The sequence below is a fragment of the Methanovulcanius yangii genome (assembly GCF_018687785.1).
Taxonomy (GTDB): domain Archaea; phylum Halobacteriota; class Methanomicrobia; order Methanomicrobiales; family Methanomicrobiaceae; genus Methanovulcanius; species Methanovulcanius yangii.
Genome location: NZ_LTBL01000001.1, coordinates 977,133 through 1,002,144 on the forward strand (window position 1 = coordinate 977,133; position 25,012 = coordinate 1,002,144).

General features: G+C 55.7%; 31 protein-coding genes and 1 tRNA gene. 8 read left to right on the top strand and 24 right to left on the bottom strand.

Annotated features, from left to right (window positions below):
- Window positions 1–53 precede the first annotated feature (53 nt).
- A complete protein-coding gene (locus tag AZH53_RS04840) occupies window positions 54–1,028 on the top strand; it encodes an ROK family protein (protein WP_319642404.1) in 975 nt (324 codons plus the stop codon).
- Here the strand turns inward: AZH53_RS04840 and cobA are convergent.
- From cobA to AZH53_RS04870, 6 genes are read right to left on the bottom strand one after another with little or no spacing between them, the layout of a single operon-like run.
- A complete protein-coding gene (gene cobA, locus AZH53_RS04845; protein ID WP_319642405.1) occupies window positions 999–1,757 on the bottom strand; it encodes a uroporphyrinogen-III C-methyltransferase in 759 nt (252 codons plus the stop codon). The two genes, AZH53_RS04840 and cobA, sit on opposite strands and share 30 nt — an antisense overlap.
- On the bottom strand, window positions 1,758–2,636 hold the full coding sequence (gene hemC, locus AZH53_RS04850) for a hydroxymethylbilane synthase (RefSeq protein WP_319642406.1): 879 nt from the start codon (window positions 2,634–2,636) through the stop codon (window positions 1,758–1,760).
- The gene (gene hemL, locus AZH53_RS04855; protein ID WP_319642407.1) at window positions 2,627–3,868 is read right to left on the bottom strand and encodes a glutamate-1-semialdehyde 2,1-aminomutase; all 1,242 of its coding nucleotides are present in this window, start codon (window positions 3,866–3,868) and stop codon (window positions 2,627–2,629) included. Before hemL ends, hemC begins: the two co-directional genes overlap by 10 nt.
- Entirely contained in the window at window positions 3,858–4,841 is a 984-nt protein-coding gene (hemB, locus tag AZH53_RS04860) for a porphobilinogen synthase (protein ID WP_319642408.1), read from the bottom strand. The genes hemL and hemB overlap by 11 nt, the downstream gene beginning before the upstream one ends.
- The gene (gene hemA / locus AZH53_RS04865; RefSeq protein WP_319642409.1) at window positions 4,811–6,094 is read right to left on the bottom strand and encodes a glutamyl-tRNA reductase; all 1,284 of its coding nucleotides are present in this window, start codon (window positions 6,092–6,094) and stop codon (window positions 4,811–4,813) included. The genes hemB and hemA overlap by 31 nt, the downstream gene beginning before the upstream one ends.
- Entirely contained in the window at window positions 6,091–6,714 is a 624-nt protein-coding gene (locus AZH53_RS04870; protein WP_319642410.1) for a precorrin-2 dehydrogenase/sirohydrochlorin ferrochelatase family protein, read from the bottom strand. Before AZH53_RS04870 ends, hemA begins: the two co-directional genes overlap by 4 nt.
- Window positions 6,715–6,929: 215 nt before the next feature.
- Here AZH53_RS04870 and AZH53_RS04875 point away from each other — a divergent pair.
- The 3 genes from AZH53_RS04875 to AZH53_RS04885 all read left to right on the top strand — a co-directional run bounded on the left by AZH53_RS04875 (window position 6,930) and on the right by AZH53_RS04885 (window position 8,491).
- A tRNA-Gly gene (locus AZH53_RS04875) sits at window positions 6,930–7,001 on the top strand.
- Window positions 7,002–7,448: 447 nt separating this feature from the next.
- Window positions 7,449–7,793, top strand: coding sequence for a hypothetical protein (locus tag AZH53_RS04880; RefSeq protein WP_319642411.1), 345 nt, complete (start codon window positions 7,449–7,451; stop codon window positions 7,791–7,793).
- A 41-nt stretch (window positions 7,794–7,834) separates the two neighbouring features.
- Window positions 7,835–8,491 (top strand): LemA family protein, encoded by a 657-nt coding sequence (locus AZH53_RS04885; protein ID WP_319642412.1) that lies wholly within the window; start codon window positions 7,835–7,837, stop codon window positions 8,489–8,491.
- Between the two features lie 156 nt (window positions 8,492–8,647).
- On the opposite strand, the gene AZH53_RS04890 is transcribed toward AZH53_RS04885, so the two are convergent.
- The gene (locus AZH53_RS04890) at window positions 8,648–9,280 is read right to left on the bottom strand and encodes a tetratricopeptide repeat protein (RefSeq protein ID WP_319642413.1); all 633 of its coding nucleotides are present in this window, start codon (window positions 9,278–9,280) and stop codon (window positions 8,648–8,650) included.
- Window positions 9,281–9,392: 112 nt separating this feature from the next.
- Here AZH53_RS04890 and hycI point away from each other — a divergent pair, with 112 nt between their 5' ends.
- Window positions 9,393–9,854, top strand: coding sequence for a hydrogenase maturation peptidase HycI (gene hycI / locus AZH53_RS04895; protein ID WP_319642414.1), 462 nt, complete (start codon window positions 9,393–9,395; stop codon window positions 9,852–9,854).
- Window positions 9,851–10,117: a hypothetical protein gene (locus tag AZH53_RS04900; RefSeq protein WP_319642415.1), complete on the top strand. Its 267-nt coding sequence runs from the start codon at window positions 9,851–9,853 to the stop codon at window positions 10,115–10,117. Before hycI ends, AZH53_RS04900 begins: the two co-directional genes overlap by 4 nt.
- Before the next feature lie 3 nt (window positions 10,118–10,120).
- On the opposite strand, the gene AZH53_RS04905 is transcribed toward AZH53_RS04900, so the two are convergent.
- From AZH53_RS04905 to AZH53_RS04975, 15 genes are all read right to left on the bottom strand, one after another.
- Complete coding sequence (locus tag AZH53_RS04905; protein ID WP_319642416.1) at window positions 10,121–10,933, bottom strand: sulfite exporter TauE/SafE family protein; 813 nt, start codon at window positions 10,931–10,933, stop codon at window positions 10,121–10,123.
- Between the two features lie 93 nt (window positions 10,934–11,026).
- Window positions 11,027–11,431, bottom strand: coding sequence for a 4Fe-4S dicluster domain-containing protein (locus AZH53_RS04910; protein WP_319642417.1), 405 nt, complete (start codon window positions 11,429–11,431; stop codon window positions 11,027–11,029).
- Complete coding sequence (locus AZH53_RS04915; protein WP_319642418.1) at window positions 11,428–12,438, bottom strand: respiratory chain complex I subunit 1 family protein; 1,011 nt, start codon at window positions 12,436–12,438, stop codon at window positions 11,428–11,430. Before AZH53_RS04915 ends, AZH53_RS04910 begins: the two co-directional genes overlap by 4 nt.
- Window positions 12,432–13,658, bottom strand: a complete 1,227-nt coding sequence (locus AZH53_RS04920; protein ID WP_319642419.1) for a hydrogenase large subunit — start codon at window positions 13,656–13,658, stop codon at window positions 12,432–12,434. Before AZH53_RS04920 ends, AZH53_RS04915 begins: the two co-directional genes overlap by 7 nt.
- Complete coding sequence (locus AZH53_RS04925; RefSeq protein WP_319642420.1) at window positions 13,651–14,361, bottom strand: NADH-quinone oxidoreductase subunit C; 711 nt, start codon at window positions 14,359–14,361, stop codon at window positions 13,651–13,653. Before AZH53_RS04925 ends, AZH53_RS04920 begins: the two co-directional genes overlap by 8 nt.
- On the bottom strand, window positions 14,358–14,795 hold the full coding sequence (locus AZH53_RS04930; protein WP_319642421.1) for an NADH-quinone oxidoreductase subunit B family protein: 438 nt from the start codon (window positions 14,793–14,795) through the stop codon (window positions 14,358–14,360). The genes AZH53_RS04925 and AZH53_RS04930 overlap by 4 nt, the downstream gene beginning before the upstream one ends.
- On the bottom strand, window positions 14,796–15,140 hold the full coding sequence (locus AZH53_RS04935) for a hydrogenase (RefSeq protein WP_319642422.1): 345 nt from the start codon (window positions 15,138–15,140) through the stop codon (window positions 14,796–14,798). It abuts the gene before it with no gap.
- Window positions 15,141–15,142: 2 nt separating this feature from the next.
- Entirely contained in the window at window positions 15,143–16,717 is a 1,575-nt protein-coding gene (locus tag AZH53_RS04940) for a proton-conducting transporter transmembrane domain-containing protein (protein WP_319642423.1), read from the bottom strand.
- Complete coding sequence (locus tag AZH53_RS04945; RefSeq protein WP_319643644.1) at window positions 16,714–17,058, bottom strand: sodium:proton antiporter; 345 nt, start codon at window positions 17,056–17,058, stop codon at window positions 16,714–16,716. The genes AZH53_RS04940 and AZH53_RS04945 overlap by 4 nt, the downstream gene beginning before the upstream one ends.
- A complete protein-coding gene (locus AZH53_RS04950) occupies window positions 17,058–17,531 on the bottom strand; it encodes an MnhB domain-containing protein (RefSeq protein WP_319642424.1) in 474 nt (157 codons plus the stop codon). The genes AZH53_RS04945 and AZH53_RS04950 overlap by 1 nt, the downstream gene beginning before the upstream one ends.
- Window positions 17,509–17,796: a hydrogen gas-evolving membrane-bound hydrogenase subunit E gene (gene mbhE / locus AZH53_RS04955; RefSeq protein WP_319642425.1), complete on the bottom strand. Its 288-nt coding sequence runs from the start codon at window positions 17,794–17,796 to the stop codon at window positions 17,509–17,511. The genes AZH53_RS04950 and mbhE overlap by 23 nt, the downstream gene beginning before the upstream one ends.
- Window positions 17,793–18,050 carry a hydrogenase subunit MbhD domain-containing protein gene (locus AZH53_RS04960; protein ID WP_319642426.1) on the bottom strand — a complete coding sequence of 86 codons (258 nt, stop codon included), beginning with the start codon at window positions 18,048–18,050 and terminating at the stop codon, window positions 17,793–17,795. The genes mbhE and AZH53_RS04960 overlap by 4 nt, the downstream gene beginning before the upstream one ends.
- Window positions 18,047–18,403 carry a monovalent cation/H(+) antiporter subunit G gene (gene mnhG / locus AZH53_RS04965; protein ID WP_319642427.1) on the bottom strand — a complete coding sequence of 119 codons (357 nt, stop codon included), beginning with the start codon at window positions 18,401–18,403 and terminating at the stop codon, window positions 18,047–18,049. Before mnhG ends, AZH53_RS04960 begins: the two co-directional genes overlap by 4 nt.
- Window positions 18,403–18,660: a monovalent cation/H+ antiporter complex subunit F gene (locus tag AZH53_RS04970; protein WP_319642428.1), complete on the bottom strand. Its 258-nt coding sequence runs from the start codon at window positions 18,658–18,660 to the stop codon at window positions 18,403–18,405. The genes mnhG and AZH53_RS04970 overlap by 1 nt, the downstream gene beginning before the upstream one ends.
- Window positions 18,657–19,184, bottom strand: coding sequence for a Na+/H+ antiporter subunit E (locus tag AZH53_RS04975; RefSeq protein ID WP_319642429.1), 528 nt, complete (start codon window positions 19,182–19,184; stop codon window positions 18,657–18,659). Before AZH53_RS04975 ends, AZH53_RS04970 begins: the two co-directional genes overlap by 4 nt.
- A gap of 244 nt (window positions 19,185–19,428) precedes the next feature.
- Here AZH53_RS04975 and AZH53_RS04980 point away from each other — a divergent pair, with 244 nt between their 5' ends.
- Together AZH53_RS04980 and hisH are read left to right on the top strand one after the other, a co-directional pair.
- A complete protein-coding gene (locus AZH53_RS04980) occupies window positions 19,429–20,841 on the top strand; it encodes a phosphoadenosine phosphosulfate reductase domain-containing protein (RefSeq protein WP_319642430.1) in 1,413 nt (470 codons plus the stop codon).
- Entirely contained in the window at window positions 20,819–21,421 is a 603-nt protein-coding gene (gene hisH / locus AZH53_RS04985) for an imidazole glycerol phosphate synthase subunit HisH (protein WP_319642431.1), read from the top strand. The genes AZH53_RS04980 and hisH overlap by 23 nt, the downstream gene beginning before the upstream one ends.
- Before the next feature lie 154 nt (window positions 21,422–21,575).
- Here the strand turns inward: hisH and AZH53_RS04990 are convergent, their stop codons facing one another.
- Together AZH53_RS04990 and alaS are read right to left on the bottom strand one after the other, a co-directional pair.
- A complete protein-coding gene (locus AZH53_RS04990) occupies window positions 21,576–22,256 on the bottom strand; it encodes an ArsR/SmtB family transcription factor (protein WP_319642432.1) in 681 nt (226 codons plus the stop codon).
- The gene (alaS, locus tag AZH53_RS04995) at window positions 22,253–24,994 is read right to left on the bottom strand and encodes an alanine--tRNA ligase (protein ID WP_319642433.1); all 2,742 of its coding nucleotides are present in this window, start codon (window positions 24,992–24,994) and stop codon (window positions 22,253–22,255) included. The genes AZH53_RS04990 and alaS overlap by 4 nt, the downstream gene beginning before the upstream one ends.
- Window positions 24,995–25,012: the final 18 nt, after the last annotated feature.

Below are 25,012 nucleotides of genomic sequence, written 5' to 3' on the forward strand. Positions count from 1 at the left end.
AAGGACGGTCAAATATCTACAAACAATAAATATCCCCCATACGAGAGAGAACGATGAATGAGAAGACGCGTGCTTATGATGTGATCGCAGTCGATATCGGCGCAACTCATCTGCGCACTGCAAGGATTTCGGCATCCGGGACCCTCCATGACCTAAAAAGGCAGAACCTTTGCACAACCTGCCGGTCAGCAGAGGAGATCACCCGGTCGGTGGTGACGGCAGTCGGGGAACTTCTTGGAATGGGGAGGGACTCTCCGGCAACAGCCATAGGCATTGCCGCAGCAGGCCCCTTAAATTCTGGTTTCGGGGCGATTGTCGGGAGCCCAAACATGCCGTATGCCCGCATAGATCTCACCGACCCGCTCCAGGAGGCAGTCGGGCTGCCGGTGTACCTCCTGAACGACTGCACCGCCGGAGCCCTTGGTGAGACGTCGTTCGGCCCCTTCAGGGAGGCGGCCGACCTTGTGTATATCACAATGTCGACCGGCATCGGCGCGGGAGTGATTGCCGGGGGACACCCCATGACCGGCAACAACGGAAATGCGGCAGAAGTCGGCCACATGTGTGTGGATACGACCTTCCACCTCCCCTGTGGGTGCGGGGGGCGGGGCCACTGGGAGGCATACGCCTCTGGGACGGGTATTCCCCCGTTTTTCAGGAGATGGTGTGACACTCACCTTCCCGGACGGTTTGTAGATGATTATCCCTCATCAGCCCCGGCGGTCTTCGAAGCTGTGCGGGATAGCCAGGAACTGGAGGGATTTCTGGACGCCCTTGCGGTCGTCAACGGGAGAGGGCTATCAAACGTGATAGCAGCCTTCGAACCCGAACATATCGTCCTTGACGGTCCACTCATCCGCGAACACGCCGACCTGCTTCTGGGGCCGATGCTGGATGCAACCGACCGCTACCTTACACTCCCAACGGTGACTGTCAGTACCATGGAAGGATTCTCGCCCCTCTTCGGTGCGGCGGCATTTGCCCTGAAAAAAAGTGGATTATTCAGTAATATGCATGGCACCCTCTGAACCGTCACGATAGAGGGTGACGACCTCGCCGATGACGATGATCGCAGGCGGGCGCACGCCCACGGCAGTGGCCTTTTCCGCTATGTCGGTAAGCGTCCCAAGGGTGACGCGCTGGTCCACCCGCATGCCTCGTTCGATGATCGCAACCGGCTTTGCCGCATCCATCCCGCCGTCCATCAGGGCGGCCGTGATCTGCGGGAGGTTTTTGACCCCCATGAGAATGACGAGCGTTCCGGGAGACTTTGCAAGCCACCGCCAGTTGAGGGCCGACTCCTCCTTCGTCGGATCTTCATGACCGGTCAGCATGGTTACCTGACTTGCCCACTTCCGGTGGGTCACCGGGATGCCGACACATTCGGGCACCGCAATGGCGCTCGTAATGCCGGGGACCACCTCGACCGGGATGCCGTGCTCGCGCATCGTCTCCATCTCTTCGCCGCCCCGGCCGAAGAGGAACGAGTCGCCTCCCTTGAGACGGACAACACGCTTGCCTTCCTTCGCATATTTCACCATAAGGTCTTCAATTTCATTCTGCTCCAGCGTGTGCCTGCTGCCGTACTTGCCGACGTCAATCTTCTCAGCTGTTGTCGGGAGGGATGAGAGGACCTCCTCGCCGGGAAGCTGGTCGAATAATATGACATCCGCCGCCTCGAGCACCTCTTGTGCCCGCATCGCCATCAGTCCCAGGCCGCCGGGGCCGGAACCTACCAGGTATACTTTTCCTGTCATTTACACACCCAGTGTCAGTCGTGCGTCTTCGATCAGATCATAGGCAATCGAACGGAGTTTCTGCCCGATCAGCCGCCCTTCGAAGACCGAATCACCATTGTCCTCTATCCGTTCCCAGCGTGTCCCGTCAAGCGAGAGGACTTCTGCTATCAGGAACCCTTCACTGCAGTAAACGCCCTGTGGTGTAAAACACCCGCCACCAATCTCCTCCATCACCGCCCGTTCCACCTCGACGTCCCGCCGTGTCACCGGATCGTCCAACATGCGCATCGGTTCGATGATGTCGGGATCATCCCGCGCCACGACCGCAATCGTCCCCTGGTTCGGGGAGGGGACAAACCACTGCGGGAGAAGCCGTGTCCCCGGAAGATCCATACCCAGCCGCTGCATGCCCGCCTCGGCAAGAACTATGGCATCGTACTGCCTTTCGTCGAGCTTGCGAAGACGGGTATCCACGTTCCCCCGAAGCTCCTTCACCTCGACATCGAGACTGCTGCGAAGGAGCTGTGCCTTTCGTCGGGTGCTCGATGTCCCCACCACCTTCACCTCCTCGAGGGGACAGGTGTGGACGAGGAAATCCGCCGGCGAGTCGCGCTTCAGGATGGCACAGGTCGAAAGCCCTTCCGGGCGTTTTGCCGGGATGTCCTTCATGCTATGGACGGCAAAGTCAACTCTGCCGTCGAGAATCGCATCGTCCAGAGCACGGACAAAGATCCCCTGCCCGCCGACCTTGTGCATCGGGACCCCTGTCCTGTCATCCCCGACAGTGCCGATTGTGACAACCTCCGTTGTGATGCCCCGTTCCTCGAGCATCATACAGACGGTGTCGGTCTGGGCCATCGCAAGTCGTGACCCACGGGTGCCGACCTTCAGAGGCATGTGGTGTAGGCTCCGGCAATTGTCTCCATGTCACTGTCCGAGTGGGCTATGGAGATGAAGTTCGTCTCATACTGCGACGGAGGGAGGAATACGCCTGCGGCAAGCATCTTCTTCCAGAAAGCGCCGAAACGGGCCGTATCACTCTCCTTTGCCTCGACGTAATTGGTCGGCGGGGTATCGCGGAAGTAGAGCTTGAACATCGAGCCGAGCCGGACAAAGGAGTCACGGTATGGTGCCGGAAGCGATTCCCCGAGGGCGCGGGTCTTGTCGTCCATCGCATCATAGACCTCCCTATGCCCGGTAAGATAGTCCAAAGTTGCCGCACCTGCCGCGAGCGAGAGGGGATTTCCGGAGAAGGTCCCCGCCTGGTAGACCGGACCTGCGGGGGCGACCATCTCCATGATCTCCCGCCTGCCGGCGAAACAGCCGATGGGAAGGCCGCCACCGATGATCTTTCCCAGCGTGGTGAGGTCAGGCCGGATGTCGTACTTCACCTGAGCACCCCCGATACCAAGGCGGTAGCCGGTGATCACTTCATCGAAGATGAGGAGGACATCATGCTCCTCCGTGATGGCCCGGACCTCCTTCAGGTAGTCCTTCTCCGGAAGGATGGTGCCGATGTTCCCCAGCACCGGTTCGAGGATGAAAGCGGCGATATCGTCGTTCTTCTCGAGGAGGGCGCTGAGGGCTTCGGTATCGTTATACGGAACCTGGGCCGTGTGGGCGACGACGTCCTCTATGACGCCTGCCGAGTCCGGCACTCCCATCGTCGTCGCACCGGAACCCGCCTTGATGAGCACCCCGTCGTGAGCGCCGTGGAATCCGCCTTCGATTTTGATGATGTCCTTTTTGCCGGTGTACCCACGGGCAAGGCGAATGGCCGCCATGGTTGCCTCCGAGCCGCTCGAGACGAAGCGGACCATATCAACAGATGGGTGATCCGCGATGATGCGCCGGGCAAGCTTCAGTTCCCGCTCCGAAGGGGTCCCGTAGAGCCAGCCCGACGCCAGTTGCCCTTCGATTGCCTCCCGGACCGCCTGGTGGGCGTGTCCCATGATCATCGGGCCATATCCGAGACAACAGTCAATCAGTTCGGCATCGTCTTCCGTTACCAACCGGGACCCGCGGGCCGACCGCGTATAAAAGGGGTACGGCCTGATGGCACGGACGGGGCTTGATACGCCGCCGGGCATGAGTCCCTTTGCTTCATTGAAAAAAACTTCACTCTTCATCGTTCATCCACCGCGCTGCATCCTCTGCAAAATAGGTAATGATAAGGTTGGCCCCTGCACGTTTGATGCAGATCAGACTCTCCATTGCGACCGCCTTCTCATCGATCCATCCGTTGGCCGCTGCCGCCTTGATCATGGCATATTCGCCGCTCACCTGATAGGCCGCGACCGGCAGGCCGATGGTGGCTACGTTTGCGATGACATCCAGATACATTCCCGCGGGTTTGACCATCAGGATGTCGGCACTCTCCTTTGCATCGGTCTCCGATTCGAGATAAGCCTCCCGGGCGTTGGCGGGAGACATCTGATAGGTCGTGCGGTCCCCGAACGAAAATCCGGAGTCTGCCGCATCACGAAACGGCCCGTAGAGGGCGCTTGCAAACTTCGTGGAGTACGACATAATAGGAATGTCCTCATACCCTCCGCAGTCGAGCTCCTCGCGGATGGCCATCACCATACCGTCCAGCATGCAGGAAGGGGCGACCATGTCTGCACCCGCCTGCGCATGGGAGAGGGCGATGCGTGCCATCAGTTCCAGCGAGGGGTCGTTCAGGAGGTCCGGCCCGCATGGGGTGTCCCCAACGATCCCACAGTGTCCGTGGTCCGTGTACTCGCAGGCACAGACATCGGTGATGATGACCATCGCAGGAAAGTCGTTTTTCAGCGTCCGGACGGTCCGCTGGATGATCCCGTCGGGATTCCACGCTTCGGTCGCCTCGGCGTCCTTTGCAGCGGGAATGCCAAAAAGAATCACCGCCCGGATACCAAGGTCGTACAATGAACGGACATGGTTCGCCACATCCTCCAGGGAATGGCGGAACTGGCCGGGCATGGACGTAATCGGCACGGGTGCGCTGATGGTCTCGTCCACGAATATCGGGGCTATCAAATCGTTCCTGGTGAGCACAGTCTCCCTGAAGAGGGGCTGAAGGGCTCGTGTTCTCAGGCGTCGTAGGCGTCTTTCGGGAAACATACTTTTTCTCCTTTTGTGATGGCACGGACAAGGGTCTGGGCATACTCGATTTCGCCGCATTCTGCACTTGAACGGACCGAATAGGTGGCGTCGAGGAGGAGCTTTTTTGCAAGAACGCGGGAGAGGTCGTCCAGGACCTCCGACGGGTCGGCCGTCCCCCCTTTCAGACGTGCGGCGGCACGATCCCGTTCCCGCACGCGGATGGCCTCCGCCCAGGTATGGAGTTCTGCGAGAACAGCATTTGCAGCAGTACGGTTGAAGAGGGAGATGAACTGCTCCAGTTCCGCATCCAGATAGGCGGTTGCCTCGGCAGCCTCCATCTTCCTGTTGTTCATATTATTTTCACTCACCATCTTCAGGTCATCGATGGTAAAGAGATGAACCCCGTCGATGTCGCCCACCTCCTCCTCCACGTCGCGGGGTTGCGCGATGTCAACGATGATGAGAGGTTTGGGGGAGTTGTCCAGCGGCCAGACTCTCTCCTCCATCGCACGGCAGACGGCATCCTTCTTGATGATGGGGTGGGGAGCGGCGGTGCAGGATATGATGACATCCGCAAGCGGTGCATACCGGTAGAGGTCATCCATGCGGACCGCCTTGCCGCCAACCTTGCGCGCGAGCGAGACGGCCCGTTCGAATGTCCGGTTGGTGACATAGATGGCGGTGAGGTCGCGGGCCGCAAGCGCCTGGGTCACCAGCGTCCCCATCTCACCGCCGCCGACGACGAGGATATGCCTCCCGTTCAGTGTGCCAAGGCACTCCTCGGCAAGTTCGACGGCGGCCGACCCGATGGATACGGCCCCCTTGTTGATATTTGTCCTTTTGCGGACCTCGACTCCCACATGCACCGCCTTGGTGACACAGAGGTCGACGATGGGACTGCATGCACCCGTCTGCTGGGAGAGGGAGAGGGCTCCTTTCATCTGGCCGAGAATCTGGTCTTCCCCGACGACCATGGAGTCCATGCCCGCCGCAAGCTCGAGCATGTGCATGAGTGCGCTGCGGCCTTCGAGGGTCCAGAACCCTGTCCGCCCCCGGGTCTCGAGAAATGCCGCAAGGGTTGCTGCATCGCCGTCGACCATCAGCTCAATCCGGTTGCAGGTCTGCAGAACAAGCGCCCCGCGGAACCATTCCCGTGCTTCTTCAAGGAGACGCACCTCGTCGTCGAACCTGAAGGCTTCGATATCCGCAATCTTCGCGCTGTGATGGTTGATTCCCGCGCAGGCCACCTGCGTGAATAATTCCCCGGTCATGGGCAGTACTTCCTCAGTGCCAGTTCCACTGCCCCGGGGACTCCCTGCCCCAGGGCGCTCTGAATTTCGCGGTCTTCGAGAACCGCGGTAAGTATCCTTGCCCGCTCTTCCTGATCGGCAACCCGTCCCTTCAGGTCAGCGCGCAGGGCATGCTGGAGGGCAATCATGTCATCAAGATCGAAGAACTCCTCCTCGATTCGTTCCCTGACATACCGTGATACCGCGGGACTCTTCCCCATCGTGGTTATTGCAATACAATACTCCTTGCCGCGCACCATTGCAGGAATGATGACATCCCCCGGCACCCCATGGGCATTGTTGCAGGATATCCCTTCTTTGCGGCAGAGGGCGACAAGACGGTTGTTTACTCCCTCATCGGAAGTCGCGGCAATGACAAGGGCGCTTCCCCGTACATATGAGCCGAGCAGATCATCCGGGGCTGCGGCAAGATCAATATTCACACGCTCAACATCCATCCCCGACAGTGAGGGGTGGAACGATCTGCTGAGAACCACCACATCGCATTCTCCTTCAAAATATGCCGCTTTGCGTGCACCGACCGCTCCTCCGCCTGCAATTACGACACGGCGGCCACGCAGGTCATGCACGAGGGGGATCATACAAACAGGATTGGTTTTTTTAACAATTAACATTGCTATCCCGCATTTTGCTTACCGATGCACCATCCGCGCCATCTCCCCAAAACAGGGTCGGAATTCCGCCCGGGAAAGGGAAAAATCGAACGATTTAAAAGGGAGGAAATACGGCCCGGATTTCCAATTCAAAACCATTATATTGCAGAAGTGTGAATATTGTAGAGCACTGTTTCAGACAGGCGCCGATAGTGTAGTGGTTATCACTAGGCGTTGCCAACGCCTAAACCCGGGTTCGAGTCCCGGTCGGCGCACTTAAATTTTGATTATTTTTTGTGCTGATTCGTTTCGCCACATATTTTCCTTCCAATACCTCTCTAATTTGGTGACGATGTTGCTTCTATTTAGAAAAGAGGGCTCAAATTTTTGCACAATCATTTGTTCTCATGTCACGCGCGCTTCGAACTAGTATATATATTTTACTCACAACACGTTGCAAAAATCACACTTACTATAATAAAGTTCCCCAATAATTTCGTTAAAAATCGATATTTTTTTATACAGAAGATCAAACCCACTTTTATGGCAAAAGGTTTCTGTGCATCTTGTGGCAAAGAAATAGGTGGTCTGTTCCAACCCGGGGGGTACCAGTGCCCCTCGTGTAAAAAAATCTATTGTGCTGAATGCGCCCCTCAAAGAGGAATGCTCATCAAAGACCCCTATTGCCCTACTTGTGGGGTAAAATTAGCTAAGTGAGAATTATGCCGATTATATCTCCTGATGAAATAACAATTCTCGAGAGGAAAGCAACTTATGAGGGGGGAGGCGGCGTAAAAATTCCAGGTACAAAAACTGGAACAATTTATCTAACTGATAAAAGGTTCATATTTGAGTATTCAGACGGTCTAATTTCAAAAAGAACATTCACCCCATTAGATATTTCGGTTTCACAAATTAGAAATGTTAATGGAGAAGGAATGATAGCCAAAAAATTGGTTGTTGAATTCGAAAAAAATGGTGGTGCTACGGGGAGGGTCAAATTTTCTACGAATGGTGTAGATGAATGGATTAAAGAAATTCAGGTGTGTATTTTTGATAAAAACTAATTTCCTTTTTATTAAATTATTCAACCTTAGGACGACAATTCATGTTAGTAGGACAAAATATATATTATAAATTCATTTTATATTTTGTTATTATAACTATTACAGCATTTATTTTATTTATTTTTACATACTGGACAATTATCCTTTGGTGTTTTGCGGCAACACTCTTTTCTCTTCTAATAATTTACATAATTTATTGGGCAATAATTGCTTATAATAAATTTATTCGACTTAAAAATATTTCTGAGGAGATGTTAAACCAAATCTCTGTAGCAATGAAATTTCGTTTAGACACACTCGAACAATTAATAAATTCTGTGAAATCGTATTATAATTTTGAGATAAATACACAAATTAAGGTTACAAAACTGAGATCAAATTCTTTCAATAAAGCAATTAATTCAAAAAATATTCAGCAATTTGAGCAAAATTCGTCATTGCTATTAGGAAATGTATTTGCACTAATGGAAAATTATCCGGAATTAAAAGCATCAGAAACAGTCCTTCTATTAATGAATAACATAACGGCGGTTGAGAAGGATATTGCGAATTATCGCTATAAATACAATATTATTTCAAGAGAATTTAATACATTGTTAGATACAATTCCTTCAAATTTCATAGGCGTGGCATTTAAATTTGAAAAATTGGATTATTTGCAATTTAGTGAGAGAATAAACATTGTCCCAAAAATGTGATACTTCCGCTCACCTTTATAAAATTATTTAGTTATATAAATGCCCTAACTGCATAATATTTCTCTTTAAGTTTAAAATAAAGGGAAACATTGTTAGAATTTTTCATATTATAAATAAAACAGATTTTGTCCCCTCTTTCCATAAGCAAGTAAGTTACTACTTCCTTGTCCAAGATAAGCCGAGAATTACAAACCCAACCATCGCCGGTAGAAGAGAGAGTGTAGCGGGTGTTGGTTCCGGTGTCTCGCCGGAGAGCATGAACTCTGCATAGAACCGGTTCGCTTGGGCGCGGGAGTCATCAGGATATAAGGCAAGAGCATCCTCACTGACCGCGAGCTCCTCCTCGTACATGCCGAGGTTGCCATACGCCGTCCCGAGTAAGATCATGGCTTCGAGATTTTCAGGATCACGATCGAGTGCGTCCTCTGCCGCTGCGATTGCCTCCTCACTGCGGTCAAGATTGATAAGTGCCTCCGCCCGGGCTACATACCCATAGACCATGTCGGGATTGGAGGCGACGGTCGCGTCCGCAACCGCGAGCGCTTCCTCGTACCGACCCATTGCCGAGAGGATTCCCGACTTCGTTGCAAGGGCAAGGGTGAAGTCCGGGTCGGCGGCGATGGTGGCATCGACGGCAACGAGTGCCGCGTCATATTCTCCCGCCACGGCAAGGTCGACTGCGTTGTTATACTCTTCAATCGCCGAGAACACGGGCTCCGCTCCCACCACAGGAGCGGTGCAGAGAAGAGCGATGCAGAGAAGGCCTGCAAATGTATTGATTCTGTTCACTCGTACATCTCCTTTCAATACCAAATGTTGGCGGGACTCCCCCAAAAACATCCTGTCATTGCCACCTGCCGGGGGGCAATTCCTTAACACGCATCATCGACGATATTTGTGCATGAACATCCTCTTCGGGGTGGGAAACAGCCTCCGCGGTGACGACGGTGCGGGGTGCTATGTCGCCGACCATTTCCATGCTGATGGATGGATTGTCGTCAACTGCGCAACAGCCCCGGAGAACTTCACCGGGATCGTTCGAAAGCATCACCCCGACCTGCTCGTAATCGTCGATGCGGCAGCCATGAGTCTTGCACCCGGCGCTGTGCGGAGAATCGCCCCGGAGAGTATCGAAGATGTCGGAGTGGGCACCCATATGCTCCCCCTCTCGCATCTTATCGACTTTCTGGCCACGGATGCCGGAGAGATTGTCCTGATTGGAATTCAGCCCGGCGATGTCGATACCTGCGACGTCCTCTCCCCGGCGGTACGTGAGGGTGCGGATGCCCTGATCTCTATTCTGGCATCCGGCCGAATCGCGAATATTGATGCACTGGAAGGCACAAATGGGAAAATCATATGATTCGATGCCCACGCTGTAACAGCCGGCACATCTACCCCGTTGCCGGGGGGTACGGAGGCTGGACATACCGATGCAAGGACTGCGGATATGCGGGACCGCTGGTCGTGGAATTCGAAGGAGGGAATCAGGATGAAGATAAAGACCTCCAGAGAGCCTATCGCCATGAACTAAGCGAGATGCGCAGGCGCAGGCGCCCGTACCTCTGGGCCGCACTTCTCATCATCGTCCTTTTTATCGCCCTCGTCTTCTTCCTGCTGCTCTAAGCCTTAGAATATCCCAAACATCTTCAGTGCGCTTGCGAAGAGGAGGAGCACGAAGAGATACTCCATTCGTCTCGGGGACGTCAGCCGGTAGAGATGAACCCCCAGATAGGAGGCGGGAATACTCGTGAGCGTAAGGACACCCCATTGCGGCAGATCGATGTACCCCAAAGATGGCCCGGGGATGCCGGTCACCCCCCACCCGTATATCGTATAGGCGATGATGCCCCCGAGGGCTGCAAAGATGAGAAATCCCGTCGAGGTCGCAACCGCACGGTGAATCGTAAACCCGCAGCAGGCGGTAAGAAAGATCACGATCAGGTACCCACCGCCGATACCAAGGAGACCGGAGAGAAACCCGAAGAGCGCCCCCCCGCCGACATAATACAGTGCTGAGTGCGGGATGTCCTCCAGATTTGCCACCGAACTCCGAAAGAACATCCGCACCGCCGCACCGAGGAGGAGGACGCCGAAGATGAGGCGCAGACCGTCCCCGTGTACATTGGTGGCCACATAGGCCCCTGCAAAGGCCATCAGAAAACCGGGCACCGCCATCAGGCGTATCTTCCCCCAGTCGACCGCGCCGCTCCGGTGATGGCAGTATGAACTCGATAACGCGGTGGGCAGGATGACGGCAAGGCTCGTCGCAAATGCAACCCGGGTCGCAAGGGTCGGGTCGAGGTGTGCAAAATCCGTGAGGACCCAGAACTGCGCCGGGACCATGATAAAGCCGCCCCCGACTCCAAGGAGCCCTGCACCGATTCCTGCGATCACCCCGGTGAATGCCAGAATCAGTACCATGAGAACGATATCTTCCATGAAAACCCCGAAAACCCCGCCAAAGGGATATGATACGAGAATGATGCTCTTTATAAATTAATCTTTGGCGTTATAAAAAAGAAATTATGAGTGCTATTCCACGATCATCTCTTCGGAATAGCGGTTCTCTGTTGCGATCATGAACTCATCGGTCATGTGCAGGCACGAGACGGGGCAGGCATCGTTGCACTGGGAACAGAAGATGCACTGGGTAACAAAGATGCGCACCGTCTTCGTCTCGGGGATGAACTCGATTGCATTCGCAGGACAGACCCGGATACAGAGTTTGCACCCGATGCAGGCATCCCGATCATAGGTGATCTTCCCGCGGAAGCGGGCGGGTGTCTCCACCGGCGGGTTGACCTGCACTTCTCCAGCTGCAGCCTTCCGGAGAAAACCGGTGATCGATGGCGGCAGGTACTTCGCAGGGAAGAGGTTCGTTGCGGGTTTCTTCAGGAACTGCCTGAGAACCTCGGGGAAGGATGGAAGAAGGCTCATGCAACCACCCCCATCCCGAACATTGCATCAAGGACGATGAGAACCAGTCCCGCAATGCCAGCGATCCCGAGATACTTCCAGTAGAAGGTTACGAGGTGATTGATCCTAAACCGTGCCATCATCACCCGGATCACGCTCACCGAGAAGAATACCACAAGGACCACCTTGACGATGAAGAAGAGCGCATCGGCGATGAATGCCACAGCGGGCGCCATACCAATGAACCACGAGGGATTCCACGGGAGGAAGAGCACCACGGCAAGGGTCGCCATCGCAACCGTCTTCACGGCGGCCGAGAGGGAGAAGAGTGCAAGATTTCTGCCAGAATACTCGATCAGCAGACCGTCGGCAAGCTCCGTCTCCGCCTCAGGCGTATCACACGGAACCCGGGAGAGCTCGGCGGGCGTCACCCACGCGAGAACCAGCAGGAGGAGGAGGAGGCCCAGCCATCCGAATGGTCCCGTAACACTCCAGACAGAGGTCTGGGCGATGGTCGAGATGAGGAACGGATCTGCAACACCTGCAATCGAGAGTCGCCATGCAATTGCGATGATGGCAATGGCAAGCGGAAACTCGTAGGCGATCATGGTGACCATCTCACGCTGGGATCCGACCGTTGCGTAGGGCGACCCGGAGGCAAACCCGCCGGCGACCATCGCAAGTGCGGGGACCGTCAGCAGGTACATGATCAGCACGATATCCCCCCACGGCCCGAGGATGGGCATGAAGCTTCCCACCGGCAGGTAGAGAAGGATGGTGACCGACGCTGCAAGGGCAATCAGGGGAGCGGCATTGAAGACCGAGCGGACTGCATTATCCGGGACGACATTGTCCTTGCAGAGGAGCTTTCCGATATCGATGAACGGCTGACGGATGGGAGGGCCGACCCGCGCCTGCATATGGGCGGCGCACTTCCGGTCGATTCCCTGAAGGAAGAGCCCGAAGACCATGCCATAGACGGCGACGGCAGTGCATCCCACGACCGCTGCCATGACTCCGCTCAGCATCCCTGTATCCTCCGTGTCTTTTCGACCGACAGACGGTGCAGGTCCTGTTTCGTGAGGATGGCCGAGGTCCCGTCCTTCACGACGGCTACCCGGTCCGTGCAGGACATGCAGGGGTCGATGGAGGCGACGATGATGGGGATATCCGCGATCTGCTCGTTCTTCAGCATGGTCAGCCACGACATCTGGTTCGAATACGTCGATGCCTTCACCTTCCACGCCTCGGGTTTTTCCGATTTGTTCATCCGGACATAGTGGAAGCACTCCCCCCGCGGGGCCTCCACCCGTCCGAAGGCCTCACCCTCGGCCTTCTTGCAGGTGGCCAGGATCTTTGCGTACTTCGTCTCCCACATCACCTCACCCGGAGGCATATTGTCGATGCATTGCCGGATGATGGAAATCGACTGGACGACCTCAAGGAGGCGGACTATGATCCGGTCATAGACATCCCCGCGGATCTCTCCTGCATACTGGTCCGGCAGGACCATTGTAAAGTCAAGATCACCGTACGCCGCATACGGCGCATCAAGACGGACGTCCATCTCAAGACCGGATGCACGCGACGTCGGCCCAACGGTACAAAGCTCGAGGGCCTGCTGGCGGGTCATAACCCCGGTATCCCTGCACCGGACCCTGATCGACGCATCCTCTAAAAAGAGCTTCAGGAGTTTGCCCGCGACGTCCTCATATGCGGCAAGAGTCTCGTTGATCTTCGGAAACTGATCAACGGTTACGTCACGCCGGACACCCCCGACCTGGATGATACCATAGTTCACCCTGTTGCCGGTAATGAGTTCAAGGAGGTCCATCGCGTCCTCGCGAACCCGCCATGCGAGGTGGAAGAGCGTGTCGAACCCGAGTTCGTGTGCAGCGACACCTGCCCAGAGGAGATGAGACTGGATACGCTCGAGTTCGGCGACGATCGTCCGAACATAATGGGCCCGTTCCGGCACCTCGATCTCTGCAATCTGTTCGATTGCACGACAGAATGCCATGGTATGTGACACCCCGCAGATCCCGCATATGCGGTCGCAGAGATGGGCAATCTGGACGGGGTTTCTGCGCATGCCCATCCATTCTATACCCCGGTGGACCTTGCCGGGGGCAAAGTCCAGATCCTCGACAACCTCTCCGTTGATCTTGAACGTGAAGAGGATCGGTTCCTTGAGTGCCGGGTGGATAGGTCCGAGAGGAATGTTGTATGAGGGTTTGGAATCACTCATCCTGGGTCACCTCGTTTGACAGTTCCGGATTCCCTTTCGGGTTCTCGTTACTCTCCTCTCCTTTCACCTCGGGCTTCTCCTCCGGCTTCACAGGTTTTTCCTTCGGTGTCTCCTGTTTCTTAGCAGGTTTCTCCTTCGGTTTGACCGGCGGATTCGGTCGATCTTCAGGCCGTCCGACGGCGAAGAGGTCCTTTACCATATCCTCACGTATACCGGTTTCATCCTTCCTCCAGGGATAGACCCCTTCCGGAAAGTCCGCAGGCAGGAAGAGCCCGCGCGCATCCGGTATATCGACCACGGTAATCCCGAGCATCTCCTGCTTCTCCCGTTCGGTGTAGACAGCACCGGGAATCAGATGGGAGATGGTCGGGACCGTCAGGTCATCCTTCGGGAGTGCCACCGTGACGGTGATGCACACCTCCTTCGTTTTGATCCCGAAGAATACTGACATGTGGTACAGCAGTTCAACCGTCTCCCCACAGTCAACTCCGGATACCACCGAGAGGTGGGGGAAGTCGATCGCAATGATCGCCGAGAGAACACGGGTGAGATCGCCCCGCCCCGTACGAATCCAGAGATATTCCCCAGGTGTCTTTTTGCAGCCTTCGCCCCACTCCGAGATCCGGGTCTCATGAAGCACATCCCCGCAGGATGCCTGAAGCGCGGCGACAATTTCTGCTGCATCCATTGAATTTCGCGTCATTTCTTTCCCCCCTCCTCAAGGCGTTCAAGTTTTGCAATTCCCTTCACCACCGCATCGATGATGGCTTCCGGACGCGGGGCGCACCCCGGCACATGGACATCGACCGGGATGATATCGTTGACAGGGCCGTCCAGATTGTAGGAGTCGAAGAAGACTCCTCCCGACTGGGAACAGGTGCCCACACTGATGACGACCTTTGGGTCGGGCATCTGGTCGTAGACCCTTCGCAGGCGGTCTGCCATGTCGTGAACCACCGGCCCCGTCACAAGAAGGACATCGGCATGCCGGGGCGACCCGACCAGTTTGATGCCAAAACGTTCCGGATCGTACCGGGGGGTGAGCGTACACACGATCTCGATATCACAGCCGTTACAGGACCCCGAGTTAAAATGGAAGACCCACAATGACCGGTTGAATGATTTTGATAGTCTCATTTACAGCACCCCCGCCATGACGATGACGAGCGCCAGCACCCCGATGAACCAGAGGACGTAGTCGGTGAGAATCCCCGTATGAAGGGGGACCACCCGGCCATAATATCCCTTCAGGGCATCGGTGAATCCCCAGTAGAGGTTTGATGCCCCTACATGCGTCTCCTCGGGAGACGGCGCATCATTGCCAGAGAGATAGGGCTTGCCTGCCTCAGCACCCGTTGGACGGGCCGATTCTCCGCGTGAGCGGATCAGCCAGGCGATCACAAGGGCGACCACGAGGGAAACAAGCCAGATGATCGGATTCCAGGCACCAAATCCCGTATATAATGTCTCAATCAGTGCCATCGCTAGAGACCTCCCATCACGGACGCAATATAACTACCCTGGTCGACGAGCGCACCCGCCGCCGGGCTTATCACAATGTCGACGATCTGCTGCGGGAAGATACCCATCAGCACGGTCAGGAGGGCAAGGATTGCCATCGCAGCGAGCATGGGCGCCGGCACCTCCTTCACTTCGGCATAGCGCTCCTGCTTCGGCCCCATAAAGATTGCATGGAAGACCTTGACAAAGGAGGCAAGGGTGAGGATGGAAACCACCATGGCGATGATCGAAAGGGCAGGATTGAACGCGAACACCGACTCATAGATCATCAGTTTCGAGGCAAAGCCGTTAAACGGCGGTATCCCGGCAATTGCAAGGGCACCTATGACGAAGAAGAGCATGGTCCACTTCATCGAATGGCCCAAGCCACCGAGTTTATTGAGGTTGCGGGTGCCGGTCTGGTAGAAGATCGCCCCCGCCGTCAGGAAGAGGAGACCCTTGTACATGGCATGATTGACGATGTGGAAGATGCCGCCCTCCATTGCCGTAAGGCCAAAAGACTCCATCATCGCCGGGTCGCCGAGGACCGCGAGGCCGACGCCGACACCAAGAAGCATGTAGCCGGTCTGTGAAACCGCATGGTAGGCCATCAGCCGTTTGACATCCTTCTGCGGGATGGCCATCGATACACCCACAAACATTGAGAGCACGCCGAGGATGATGATAAACCAGCCGACGGTGACATAGTTGAGCGTAAGCCCGTAGAGTGAGAATGCGACTCTGAACACTCCGTACAGGCTTGCCTGGCTTGCCACCACAAGAAATGCAGTGATCGCCGAGGGCGCCATAGAGTAGGTGTCCGGGGTCCAGAAATGCATCGGCACCGCCCCCGCCTTCATGGCAAGGCCGGTCAGGAGGAGGGCCAGCGCCACCTTATCAAGGAAGCCGAACTGCATCCGTCCTGCAATGACCGCAATGTTCAGGGAGTCATACTGCCCGTACAGAAGTCCCACGGCAAATAGGACGAGAAGCCCTGCGAGGGTGGAGAGGAAGGCATACTTCATGCCGGCCTCGACGGCCACTCCCTTGTCGATGCGATAGGCGACGAGCGCTGCGCCCGCAAGTGAGTTGATCTCCAGGAAGACAAAGAAGTTGAAGAGATCCCCGGTGCAGACCATGCCAAGAATGCCCACGAGGAGGAGAAGCAGGAGGGCGAAGTAGCCGTCCCTCCCCGACTCCATCTTTCCGGACGGTAAGGAGAAGACCGCGGCAATCATGCCGACAAACGAGGCGAAGACGGCCATGAAGGCACTCATCGCATCGACATTGAATATGATGCGCACGGGAATCCCACCCGAATCCCCTGCGAGGGCAAGGGCCGGATCCATAGCCCCGAAGGTATAGATGACAGGACCCGTCGTGTAGACCTCCGCAGCAAGGACCACTGAGGTCACAAAAGTCAGGGCCGTGATGACCAGAATCCACAGGTTCCGTGGCGTCCTCCCGATTCGGCCCAGGAGGGGTGTTGCAAATGCGCCGAGCATCGGAATCGCCAGGAGCAGTGCGGGGGCATGGGCACCCAAGAGTTCCCAGATCATCCTTTCAGCCTCCGCATGTCGCGCACATCCGCCGAACCATACTTCCGATAGATGATCATCACGAAAGAGAGAAGGAGCGCCGTCGTGGCAATACCTATCACAATGTTAGTGAGGGTCATCGCCTGAACGGTCGGCATCACCATCTCGGTCGACGGGGCATTGGTGAAGATCGGTGCGACACCGCCTTCCCGGTAGCCGGTCGCGACCAGCAGGAGATTGACCCCCGCTTCGACCACGGCAAGACCCATCACCATCTTGATGAGGTGGTGCTGTGTAACGATCGTGGCAATGCCGATGATGATCAGAATCGCCGCTGCGATAAAGGGCAGGTCGGCAAACATCACGCTTCCCTCCCGATACCGGAGAGCATCGCAAGGATGATTACACTCATGGCCCCGAGCACCTCAAGACCCACGGCAACATTCATGATCGGAATGACTCCGCCGGTGTTCAGATCCCCGGGGTTGATGCCGAAGGCAACCGGTGTCCCGAAGAGGCCGCCGGTCCCAACGAGCCAGTTCCCGAAAAACGCCAGCCCCACACCGAGTGCGATGAGCGCCGTCAGGATAAAGAGCATCAGCCCTAGCGTTTCGGTATTTTTCATGAACCCCAGGGAGATGCGTTCCCGGATAGTCTCGCGGGAGTGGGCAACGAAGAGGAGCACAAATGCCGTCGCAATCACCGCACCGCCCTGAAACCCTCCACCAGGTGTGAGGTGCCCATGGATGACGATATAAAAACCGAAAACCAGGACGAAGGGCATCAAGAGTCCCGCACTGGTGCGCACCAGGTTACTCATATTCATATTCTTCATCCTCCTTTGCAAGGGTCCGCAGGACAAGCCCGATGCCAAGGACCGCGGTAAAGAGCACGGTGGCTTCCCCGAGCGTATCAAATCCACGGTAGTCAAAGACAACGTCGGTGACGATGTTGTTCCCGCCCGTCTCTTCCTGCCCGTGGGCAATCATGTAGTCGTCCATATCCTGGTAGGCGGGTGCGCCGAACTCCAGACCCGAAGCGCAGAGGAGAAGACTGCCCGCCACAACCGCGATGACAATCCATGTGACAATCTGTTTCATTCGGCATCCGCCTCCGTTTCGTTCTCCGTCGCACGAATCGCGATCACAAATATTGCTGTTGTAAGGCCTGCGCCGATGGCCGCCTCCGCGATGGCAACATCGGGCGCCTGGAGAATCAGAAACTCCAGGGACAGCAGGAAGCTGAAGACGCCAAATGAAATGGCGGCAGACAGCAGATTTCTGAAATGCCAGATCATGCCTGCAGAGATGAGAAGGCCAATAAGTACCAGTCCGTGAATAGCCATATCCATCATTTCTGCTTCACCTCGGAGAGCCGGTCGATGACCCCTTCCGGTTTGATTCCCGCCCGGTGCGCCGCACGTGAAATGGCGTGGGCACCAATGGCGTTGGTAAATGCGAGGGCGGCGAGGGCGACGAGGGTATGCACACCAAGGACAACATACTGTCCATCCCCGCCGGCGAGGTACTTCGACAGGACATGGACAATGATGGCCAGACAGAGGAAGATCGACCCGAAGGTGGTCAGCTTCGTCTCAGCATGAAGCCTGGTGTAGACATCCGGGAACCGCAGGATGCCCACCACCCCGAGAGTCGAGGCCAGAAGGCCGATACCAATACACACCGTGGTGATCAGTCCGCCATCCATCAGATGTCCCCCCCGACAAGCTTGGCAAGATACAATGTCCCAACAAACGACAGAAGAGCATACACGATCGCGACATCCACATAGACCGTTTCCTGGTACGCAACGCCGAAGATGAGGATGGCACAGACGGTGAATGTGTTGATGGCGTCAAGGGCCACCACCCGGTCGGGCGCGGTCGGACCTTTCAGAAGCCGGATGAGAACGACAAGAATCAGGATAAAAAGGACCGCAAGAGCCGCCTCCCAAATATCGATCATTCTGCAATCCTCCTGATCCATGCAGGCATATTGAAGAACGCGAATATGTCCGATGCTTCGCACATCTCCCTGGCACTTGTCTGTTCATCGACATTGAGCATGTGAACATAGAACACTCCCGTGGCATCATCCACCTCAACGGTGAGGGTGCCCGGCGTCAGTGTAATCGAATTTGCCAGAAGAAGTTTTCCGAGGTCGGTACGGAGACCCGGATTGAATTTGACAATCCCGGGTCGGATGTTACCCGTGATGACACGGATGGCAACATCGATATTTGCCCTGATAATCTCAATAAACAACGGTCCAATCGAATAAATGGCAAGGAGAACCCAACGAAGAGGGTTTGCCATCCGCATCTCTGCGCCCCTGCAGAACCATGACGCCGACAGACCCCCGACAACGATGCCGATGATAACCCCGGCACCGATCTCCGGCCATGACCAGAAGAGAATATCGCCTGAACCGGCCGTCAGCAGGAGATACACCAGAAAAGCAAATATTGCCGTTACAGCGACAGGTTTCATGTCCCACCAATCCAGCGCCTGTACTGTAATTCAGATTTATACAACACCACAAATCAACCTCCGTAAAGAAAGTATGTACCGGGTCCTTTACCAGGAACGTCCGGGTAGAAATGACAGAGATTTTTCCACAGAAAAAATATCAGCGCATAACGAATTAATCCTTTGCAAATAGGAGATTTCAGGCATCTTCAGGGTGCCCAAACCCTCCACTATTTATCGCGTCCTGTGCTACGTTTAAAGAAGTATGCGTCGTCAGTATCTGGGTAAAAATCACCTCCATTGGTGTGATCGGTGCCATGTACCCGTCCTCGGGAAAAAATGTGCCTGCGGAGCATCCGCGCGTGAAGTTTCCATCACCCCTCCGGGCGATGCCCGACCCGCTTTTTCCGCGGATATCGATCATATTAACCGGATTTATGTGGACTATTTCGGCGCGCCCCTGATCCCCGAGGGACACCTTGCGGTTCTGAATAAGGTGCCCGATAAAGATCGGATGGAAGAGATAGTCATGGGAGGAACGGTCGTGGGGGCAATCCGGTATCTGCCGGAGGAAAAGAAGTGGGAGCCCCTCCCACGACCGGCCGCCGCCCTCTACCTGAATCCCGAAAAAAAGGTCGTGGTCGTCGATGACGGAGCTATTCCCTCTATCAGGGAGAAATCCGCAAGCGTTCTCGCTCCGGGCCTCGTTGCCATTGAGGATTCTGTTCGCGAAGGTGATGAGGTGTTTATCGTCGACAGGGACGGCACCTGCATCGCTGTCGGAAGGGCAAAGACCGATGCCGGGACCGCCCGTACGTTGGACCGCGGTGCGATTGTCAGGACCCGCAAGGTCAGGGAGGCCACCTGCATTCCCGGGCCTGCCACCTGGGATGACGCAGTCAGCGCAAATGCAACCATCCTTGCCCGTGTCGAGGAGGAGGCAGTCACCTTCATCCGCAAGGTGATGGATGAACACCCCATCCAGGCAAATGTCTCGTATTCCGGCGGAAAGGACAGCCTTGCCACCCTGCTCGTCACCCTCAGGGCGGCAGGTCCCCTTCCGCTCCTTTTTGCGGACACGGGTCTCGAATTCGAGGAGACCTATGCCAATGTGAACGATGTCGCAACCCATTATGGGCTGGAGGTCATCCGAACAGATACCGCAGAGGAATTCTGGACCACGATGGACCGGGAAGGCCCGCCTGCGGTGGACGCACGCTGGTGCTGCAAGGTCTGCAAACTCCTCCCGATTAAACGACTCATTGAAACAGAGTGGGGAGAATGCCTCTCCTTCATCGGCCAGAGAAAATACGAATCATTCAAACGGATGAAGAGTCCCCGGGTCTGGAGAAACGGGTATGTAGGATGCCAGGTCTCTGCCGCCCCCATCCAGCACTGGACGGCGATGCATGTATGGCTCTATATCTTCAGGGAACAGGCCCCGTTTAACATTCTCTACAGCCGGAGGATTGACCGGATCGGGTGTTACATGTGCCCGTCGAGTGACTGGGCCACGTTCGAGTATATCATGGAGGAGTACCCCGACCTCTGGCGGACATGGGACGATGCACTGAATGGATACAAAGAAAAACATGGTCTTCCAGATATCTGGGTTGAACAGGCACTCTGGAGAAAACGGGGAGATACGGACGAGGATGACGCAGGTAGCTATACTTGATTACGGGCTGGGAAATCTTCGCAGTGTCATGCGTGGCCTGGAACATGCCGGCGCGACAACGACGATCACCAAGGATATCGATGAGATGATGGATGCCGACGGAGTAGTGCTCCCCGGAGTCGGCGCTTTTTCGGAGGGTATGGAGAAACTCGGGGAACTCAAAACCGCCCTCTATACCTATGTGCAGGAGCGTCCGGTCCTTGGCATCTGTCTCGGGATGCAGATGCTTCTCGAGACCAGCTGTGAATTCGGCACCCATGCGGGTCTCGGGCTGGTTCCGGGGTCGGTCCGGGAGTTTCCCCGGACATCAGGTTTGAAAGTGCCCCATATGGGCTGGAATACCATTCATATCGACCAGGAATCACCCCTCTTCGAAGGAATTCCGCAGAATAGCTATGTCTATTTTGTCCATTCGTTTTATGCGAAGACGGTGCCGGAACATACACTGACATCGACCGAATACATCTGCCCGTTTGCCTCCTCCGTAGTGAGTGGCAATGCCTATGGCGTCCAGTTTCACCCGGAGAAAAGCGGAGATGTGGGCCTGAGAATCCTCACCAACTTTATCGGGATGCTCTGACCGGAATCGCAGAGGCAGTTACAGACCATCTTCGACCTACCCGAACACCATCATCTTTTCCAGACCCGGGATGGATTCCGTCCGTAAAAAAAATTCATTCCCGGATGGAGTGACCGTCCTTCACCCTTCTGAACAGAAAAAAATGCAGGGAATTTCAGGAATGTTTTGCCCTGATGGTCATCAGCACTTCATAGAGCAGCATGGTAAGAATTGCGACAAATCCTCCCAAAAAGAAAGCCAGTGCCGCAAGATTCATCAGATCCTCGAAACTTTGCACTCCGGGGTCGCCACTCCGTTCCTCAGCCACAGCAGCCCTCGCTGCACCCGCTCCGGCGGGTGTTTCTCCGCTATAATCCAACGCGGCAACTTTATCCGCCGCAACGGGGTCCGGTGCATTCATCAACGACTCCTGTGTCGTCTGCGCATCACCCAGACCCATTCCTGAGAAGAGCGGTGCAATTCCGGCAAGAACAAGTGATGCAACCAGAATCAGGGCGAAGAGGGAGGCATATTTCATCAGGAGCGATTTTACATCTGCCCTGCCGGGCGATACGATGACGACCTGATCCCTGATACCGTACACCTTGATGACCCGGCCTTTCTCGCTGTACCGGGTCCGGACAATATCGATCATCCCCGCGTCGAGGAGGTTCTCCACGTTGTATTTGACGGTGGTTATCGGCTGATCGAGCCCTTCCGAAAGTTCGGAAAGGGTTTTTTCTCCTTCCCCAAGGAGATGGAGGATATCTGACGATGAGGCATTGGAGAGCGCCTTTCCGATCTTCTTTGCCCGGTCGTCTCCGGGTTCAAGTACCAATACCCCTTCGTCGGTCATGACAGTTGTTCTGTGATAATTTGCTTTCCACGGGCAAGCGCATCATCGAGAGCATCGCGCGACGCCCCGCTCCCCTGGGCAAGCCCCGGTTTTCCGCCCCCTTTCCCACCAAGAATCTGGCAGACTTCCCGTACGATGTCGGAGGCATTGACTGCCCCGGTACCGGATGCGGCAACGACATGGACGCGGTCCGTTCCGCCTGCAATGAGCGCCACGCCGCCATCGTTTGCAATCCCGGTCGCAATCGTGACCATTTCCTTCGGCGATGCATCAAGGGCGTGCACGGTGACGTCGACGCCACCGATAGACTCCGATGTGATCATCTTCGTCTCCAGATCGGCTATCTTTTTCTGGAGCCGCTCGATCTCCTTTCGCTGATCCTTCCATTCATTGAAGAACCTCTCGACTGAAGTGGGAAGATTCTCCCTCTGCACTGAGAGGATTGCTGCCGACCCATCAACCAGTCCCTCCATATTCTGGTTGTATGCCACGGCGGCCATCCCCGCGGCAAATTCGAGACGCTCAATGCCGTCCTGGACATGGTCCACGCGGATGATGCGGATGGAGCCAATCTGCCCGGTGGAGGGACAATGGGTACCTGCACATGCCTGGACATCCCCGCTCACCTGGACGACGCGAATGCGTGATCCGGGCGGGACGCCCCCCTGATACAGATCGAACCCGTATTTCTGTTCAGCCGTGGTCCGATCTTCCCAGCCGACATGGACAGGCAGGTCAGCAAGGACCATCCGGTTTGCCGCATTCTCGATCTCCCTGAGCTGACCGGCGGTGATGTGTTTATAGTGCCGGATATCGATACGGGAAGACTCTTCCCCTTTCTGGGCTCCGGCCTGATGGATATGGGCACCGAGGACGACACGCGCCGCATGCAGGAGGACATGCGTTGCAGTATGGTGGCGCATGAGAGTCTTGCGGCGCTCCTCATTGATGACTCCTTTGACGATATCGCCGCGTTTCAGGGCTTCGCCCTTCACCTTATGGACAATGACATCGCCGATTTTCATGACATGCTCAACATGAGTGATTCCCTCTTCACTCACAATCCGGCCGATATCCGACGGCTGACCGCCACCCTCCGGATAGAAGAGCGTCCGATCAAGGATGAGGTACTCATCGAACTGATCGAGGACGATGGCATCAAAGTCCGCGGAGTCAGGAAGATCGTAGTAAAGGGTGGTGGTGGGAGCCATCCCTTCAATCCTTGTGCGAAGGTCCGCGAGCTCGTCTTTCACCTCTGCCGCACCCTCGGATTCCGAATGAACATCGGCAATGAGGGAATAGAAATTGTCAGGAAGATCGACGGTGGCACCATCATCGGCTGCAGCGTCCCTGACCATCTCGGGAGGTATGCCATGCGAGTCATAGAGAGTGATGAGTTCCTTCAGCGGCACCGGTTCGCCCTTGCTCTTGTATTCCCGTGCAAGTTTCTGGACAATCCGGCGTCCGCGAAGCATCGTCTGGTCGTACTTGACGACCTCGTTCTCGATGATCTCCCTGACGATGGGGATGGCCTGGCCAAACGATCCGGTCCCGATCTTCTCCATCTGCATCTGAATGAGATCTGCAAGCGAATCCTCCATCTCAAGCTCGTTCATCATCCTGAGGGTCCGTCTCAGCACCAGACGGGCCAGGTAGCCCTCCTGGGCATTCGAGGGGACGATGCAGTCGCCGAGCATGTAGGCAAGACAGCGGGTATGATCAGCGATGGCATAAACCCGCTCGATCGGCGCAATCATATCCTGCAGTTTCCTGAAGGGAACCCCGATACTCTCCGCCACCTTCCGGCGCATCTCAAAGAGATTCGAACCGGTAATATCCATGAGCCCGGCATACTTGGCATTCATTGCGAGGATGCGGGTGCATTCCTTCTCATCGAGGAGACACTCGAGATCGGCAGAGGACATCAGACGACTGACCATTTCGGGGAAGACCGCATCATAGATTGTCGGGGATCCCTGTGATGCCCACACGAACCGCTCAAGCCCGTATCCGGTGTCGACAATCCGCATATCCATCGGATAGTATGCGACGCCCTCGAGATCGACCGGTACCCGGCCGTTGGGCTTCTTGGTCATGCTCATGAAGACGAGTGTTGCAACCTCGAGACCACCGATCATCACTTCTACACTCGGGCCTGCATTGCCGCCCCCTATCCAGGGGTGTTCCTTGTAGGTGACCGCATTGAGGTCGGCGCCGATGGAGCTGAGGAACTCATCGCAGAGTCCGACGGTCTGATCCTTCCAGTATATCTCCTCTTTTGGAGAATTGAAGGCATGATGAGCCATCATCTCGAAGGTCGTCAGGTGACGCCCCGATCGTCCGACCGAATCCAGATCGTTAAGACGGATGCAGGGCTGTGAGATCGTCAGGGGATTCGCGGGGGGCGGGACTTCGCCGCTCGTCACAAATGGCTGAAAATCAGCAATGGAGGCGATGGTAAGGTATATGTCATCGCGCCACCGTGCGGCTACCGGATATCTCTCGAGACGGGTGTGGTTGTGCTGCTCGAAAAAACTCAGATATGCTTCCCGCATCTCATCGATCGAATGGGGATTGAAGACCGGATTGCCGATGAAGCTGTACGGTTCGCATGGTGCATCACCGCAGAACTCACGCTCGGGATCACGCGTCCAGAATGCTGAACCGCATGATTTGCATATCTTCCGCGTAAGACCATTATTGGTAAAATAATCAAGAGTATACTCATCCTCGAGCATGGAAAATCACGTCGACCT

Excerpts from the sequence above, each read along its gene's own strand:
- AZH53_RS04840 (WP_319642404.1), top strand. The coding sequence starts at position 54 with ATGAATGAGAAGACGCGTGCTTATGATGTGATCGCAGTCGATATCGGC.
- cobA (WP_319642405.1), bottom strand. The coding sequence starts at position 1,757 with ATGACAGGAAAAGTATACCTGGTAGGTTCCGGCCCCGGCGGCCTGGGA.
- hemC (WP_319642406.1), bottom strand. The coding sequence starts at position 2,636 with ATGCCTCTGAAGGTCGGCACCCGTGGGTCACGACTTGCGATGGCCCAG.
- hemL (WP_319642407.1), bottom strand. The coding sequence starts at position 3,868 with ATGAAGAGTGAAGTTTTTTTCAATGAAGCAAAGGGACTCATGCCCGGC.
- hemB (WP_319642408.1), bottom strand. The coding sequence starts at position 4,841 with ATGTTTCCCGAAAGACGCCTACGACGCCTGAGAACACGAGCCCTTCAG.
- hemA (WP_319642409.1), bottom strand. The coding sequence starts at position 6,094 with ATGACCGGGGAATTATTCACGCAGGTGGCCTGCGCGGGAATCAACCAT.
- AZH53_RS04870 (WP_319642410.1), bottom strand. The coding sequence starts at position 6,714 with ATGATCCCCCTCGTGCATGACCTGCGTGGCCGCCGTGTCGTAATTGCA.
- AZH53_RS04880 (WP_319642411.1), top strand. The coding sequence starts at position 7,449 with ATGCCGATTATATCTCCTGATGAAATAACAATTCTCGAGAGGAAAGCA.
- AZH53_RS04885 (WP_319642412.1), top strand. The coding sequence starts at position 7,835 with ATGTTAGTAGGACAAAATATATATTATAAATTCATTTTATATTTTGTT.
- hycI (WP_319642414.1), top strand. The coding sequence starts at position 9,393 with ATGAACATCCTCTTCGGGGTGGGAAACAGCCTCCGCGGTGACGACGGT.
- AZH53_RS04900 (WP_319642415.1), top strand. The coding sequence starts at position 9,851 with ATGATTCGATGCCCACGCTGTAACAGCCGGCACATCTACCCCGTTGCC.
- AZH53_RS04905 (WP_319642416.1), bottom strand. The coding sequence starts at position 10,933 with ATGGAAGATATCGTTCTCATGGTACTGATTCTGGCATTCACCGGGGTG.
- AZH53_RS04910 (WP_319642417.1), bottom strand. The coding sequence starts at position 11,431 with ATGAGCCTTCTTCCATCCTTCCCCGAGGTTCTCAGGCAGTTCCTGAAG.
- AZH53_RS04915 (WP_319642418.1), bottom strand. The coding sequence starts at position 12,438 with ATGCTGAGCGGAGTCATGGCAGCGGTCGTGGGATGCACTGCCGTCGCC.
- AZH53_RS04920 (WP_319642419.1), bottom strand. The coding sequence starts at position 13,658 with ATGAGTGATTCCAAACCCTCATACAACATTCCTCTCGGACCTATCCAC.
- AZH53_RS04925 (WP_319642420.1), bottom strand. The coding sequence starts at position 14,361 with ATGACGCGAAATTCAATGGATGCAGCAGAAATTGTCGCCGCGCTTCAG.
- AZH53_RS04930 (WP_319642421.1), bottom strand. The coding sequence starts at position 14,795 with ATGAGACTATCAAAATCATTCAACCGGTCATTGTGGGTCTTCCATTTT.
- AZH53_RS04935 (WP_319642422.1), bottom strand. The coding sequence starts at position 15,140 with ATGGCACTGATTGAGACATTATATACGGGATTTGGTGCCTGGAATCCG.
- AZH53_RS04940 (WP_319642423.1), bottom strand. The coding sequence starts at position 16,717 with ATGATCTGGGAACTCTTGGGTGCCCATGCCCCCGCACTGCTCCTGGCG.
- AZH53_RS04945 (WP_319643644.1), bottom strand. The coding sequence starts at position 17,058 with ATGTTTGCCGACCTGCCCTTTATCGCAGCGGCGATTCTGATCATCATC.
- AZH53_RS04950 (WP_319642424.1), bottom strand. The coding sequence starts at position 17,531 with ATGAAGAATATGAATATGAGTAACCTGGTGCGCACCAGTGCGGGACTC.
- mbhE (WP_319642425.1), bottom strand. The coding sequence starts at position 17,796 with ATGAAACAGATTGTCACATGGATTGTCATCGCGGTTGTGGCGGGCAGT.
- AZH53_RS04960 (WP_319642426.1), bottom strand. The coding sequence starts at position 18,050 with ATGATGGATATGGCTATTCACGGACTGGTACTTATTGGCCTTCTCATC.
- mnhG (WP_319642427.1), bottom strand. The coding sequence starts at position 18,403 with ATGGATGGCGGACTGATCACCACGGTGTGTATTGGTATCGGCCTTCTG.
- AZH53_RS04970 (WP_319642428.1), bottom strand. The coding sequence starts at position 18,660 with ATGATCGATATTTGGGAGGCGGCTCTTGCGGTCCTTTTTATCCTGATT.
- AZH53_RS04975 (WP_319642429.1), bottom strand. The coding sequence starts at position 19,184 with ATGAAACCTGTCGCTGTAACGGCAATATTTGCTTTTCTGGTGTATCTC.
- AZH53_RS04980 (WP_319642430.1), top strand. The coding sequence starts at position 19,429 with ATGCGTCGTCAGTATCTGGGTAAAAATCACCTCCATTGGTGTGATCGG.
- hisH (WP_319642431.1), top strand. The coding sequence starts at position 20,819 with ATGACGCAGGTAGCTATACTTGATTACGGGCTGGGAAATCTTCGCAGT.
- AZH53_RS04990 (WP_319642432.1), bottom strand. The coding sequence starts at position 22,256 with ATGACCGACGAAGGGGTATTGGTACTTGAACCCGGAGACGACCGGGCA.
- alaS (WP_319642433.1), bottom strand. The coding sequence starts at position 24,994 with ATGCTCGAGGATGAGTATACTCTTGATTATTTTACCAATAATGGTCTT.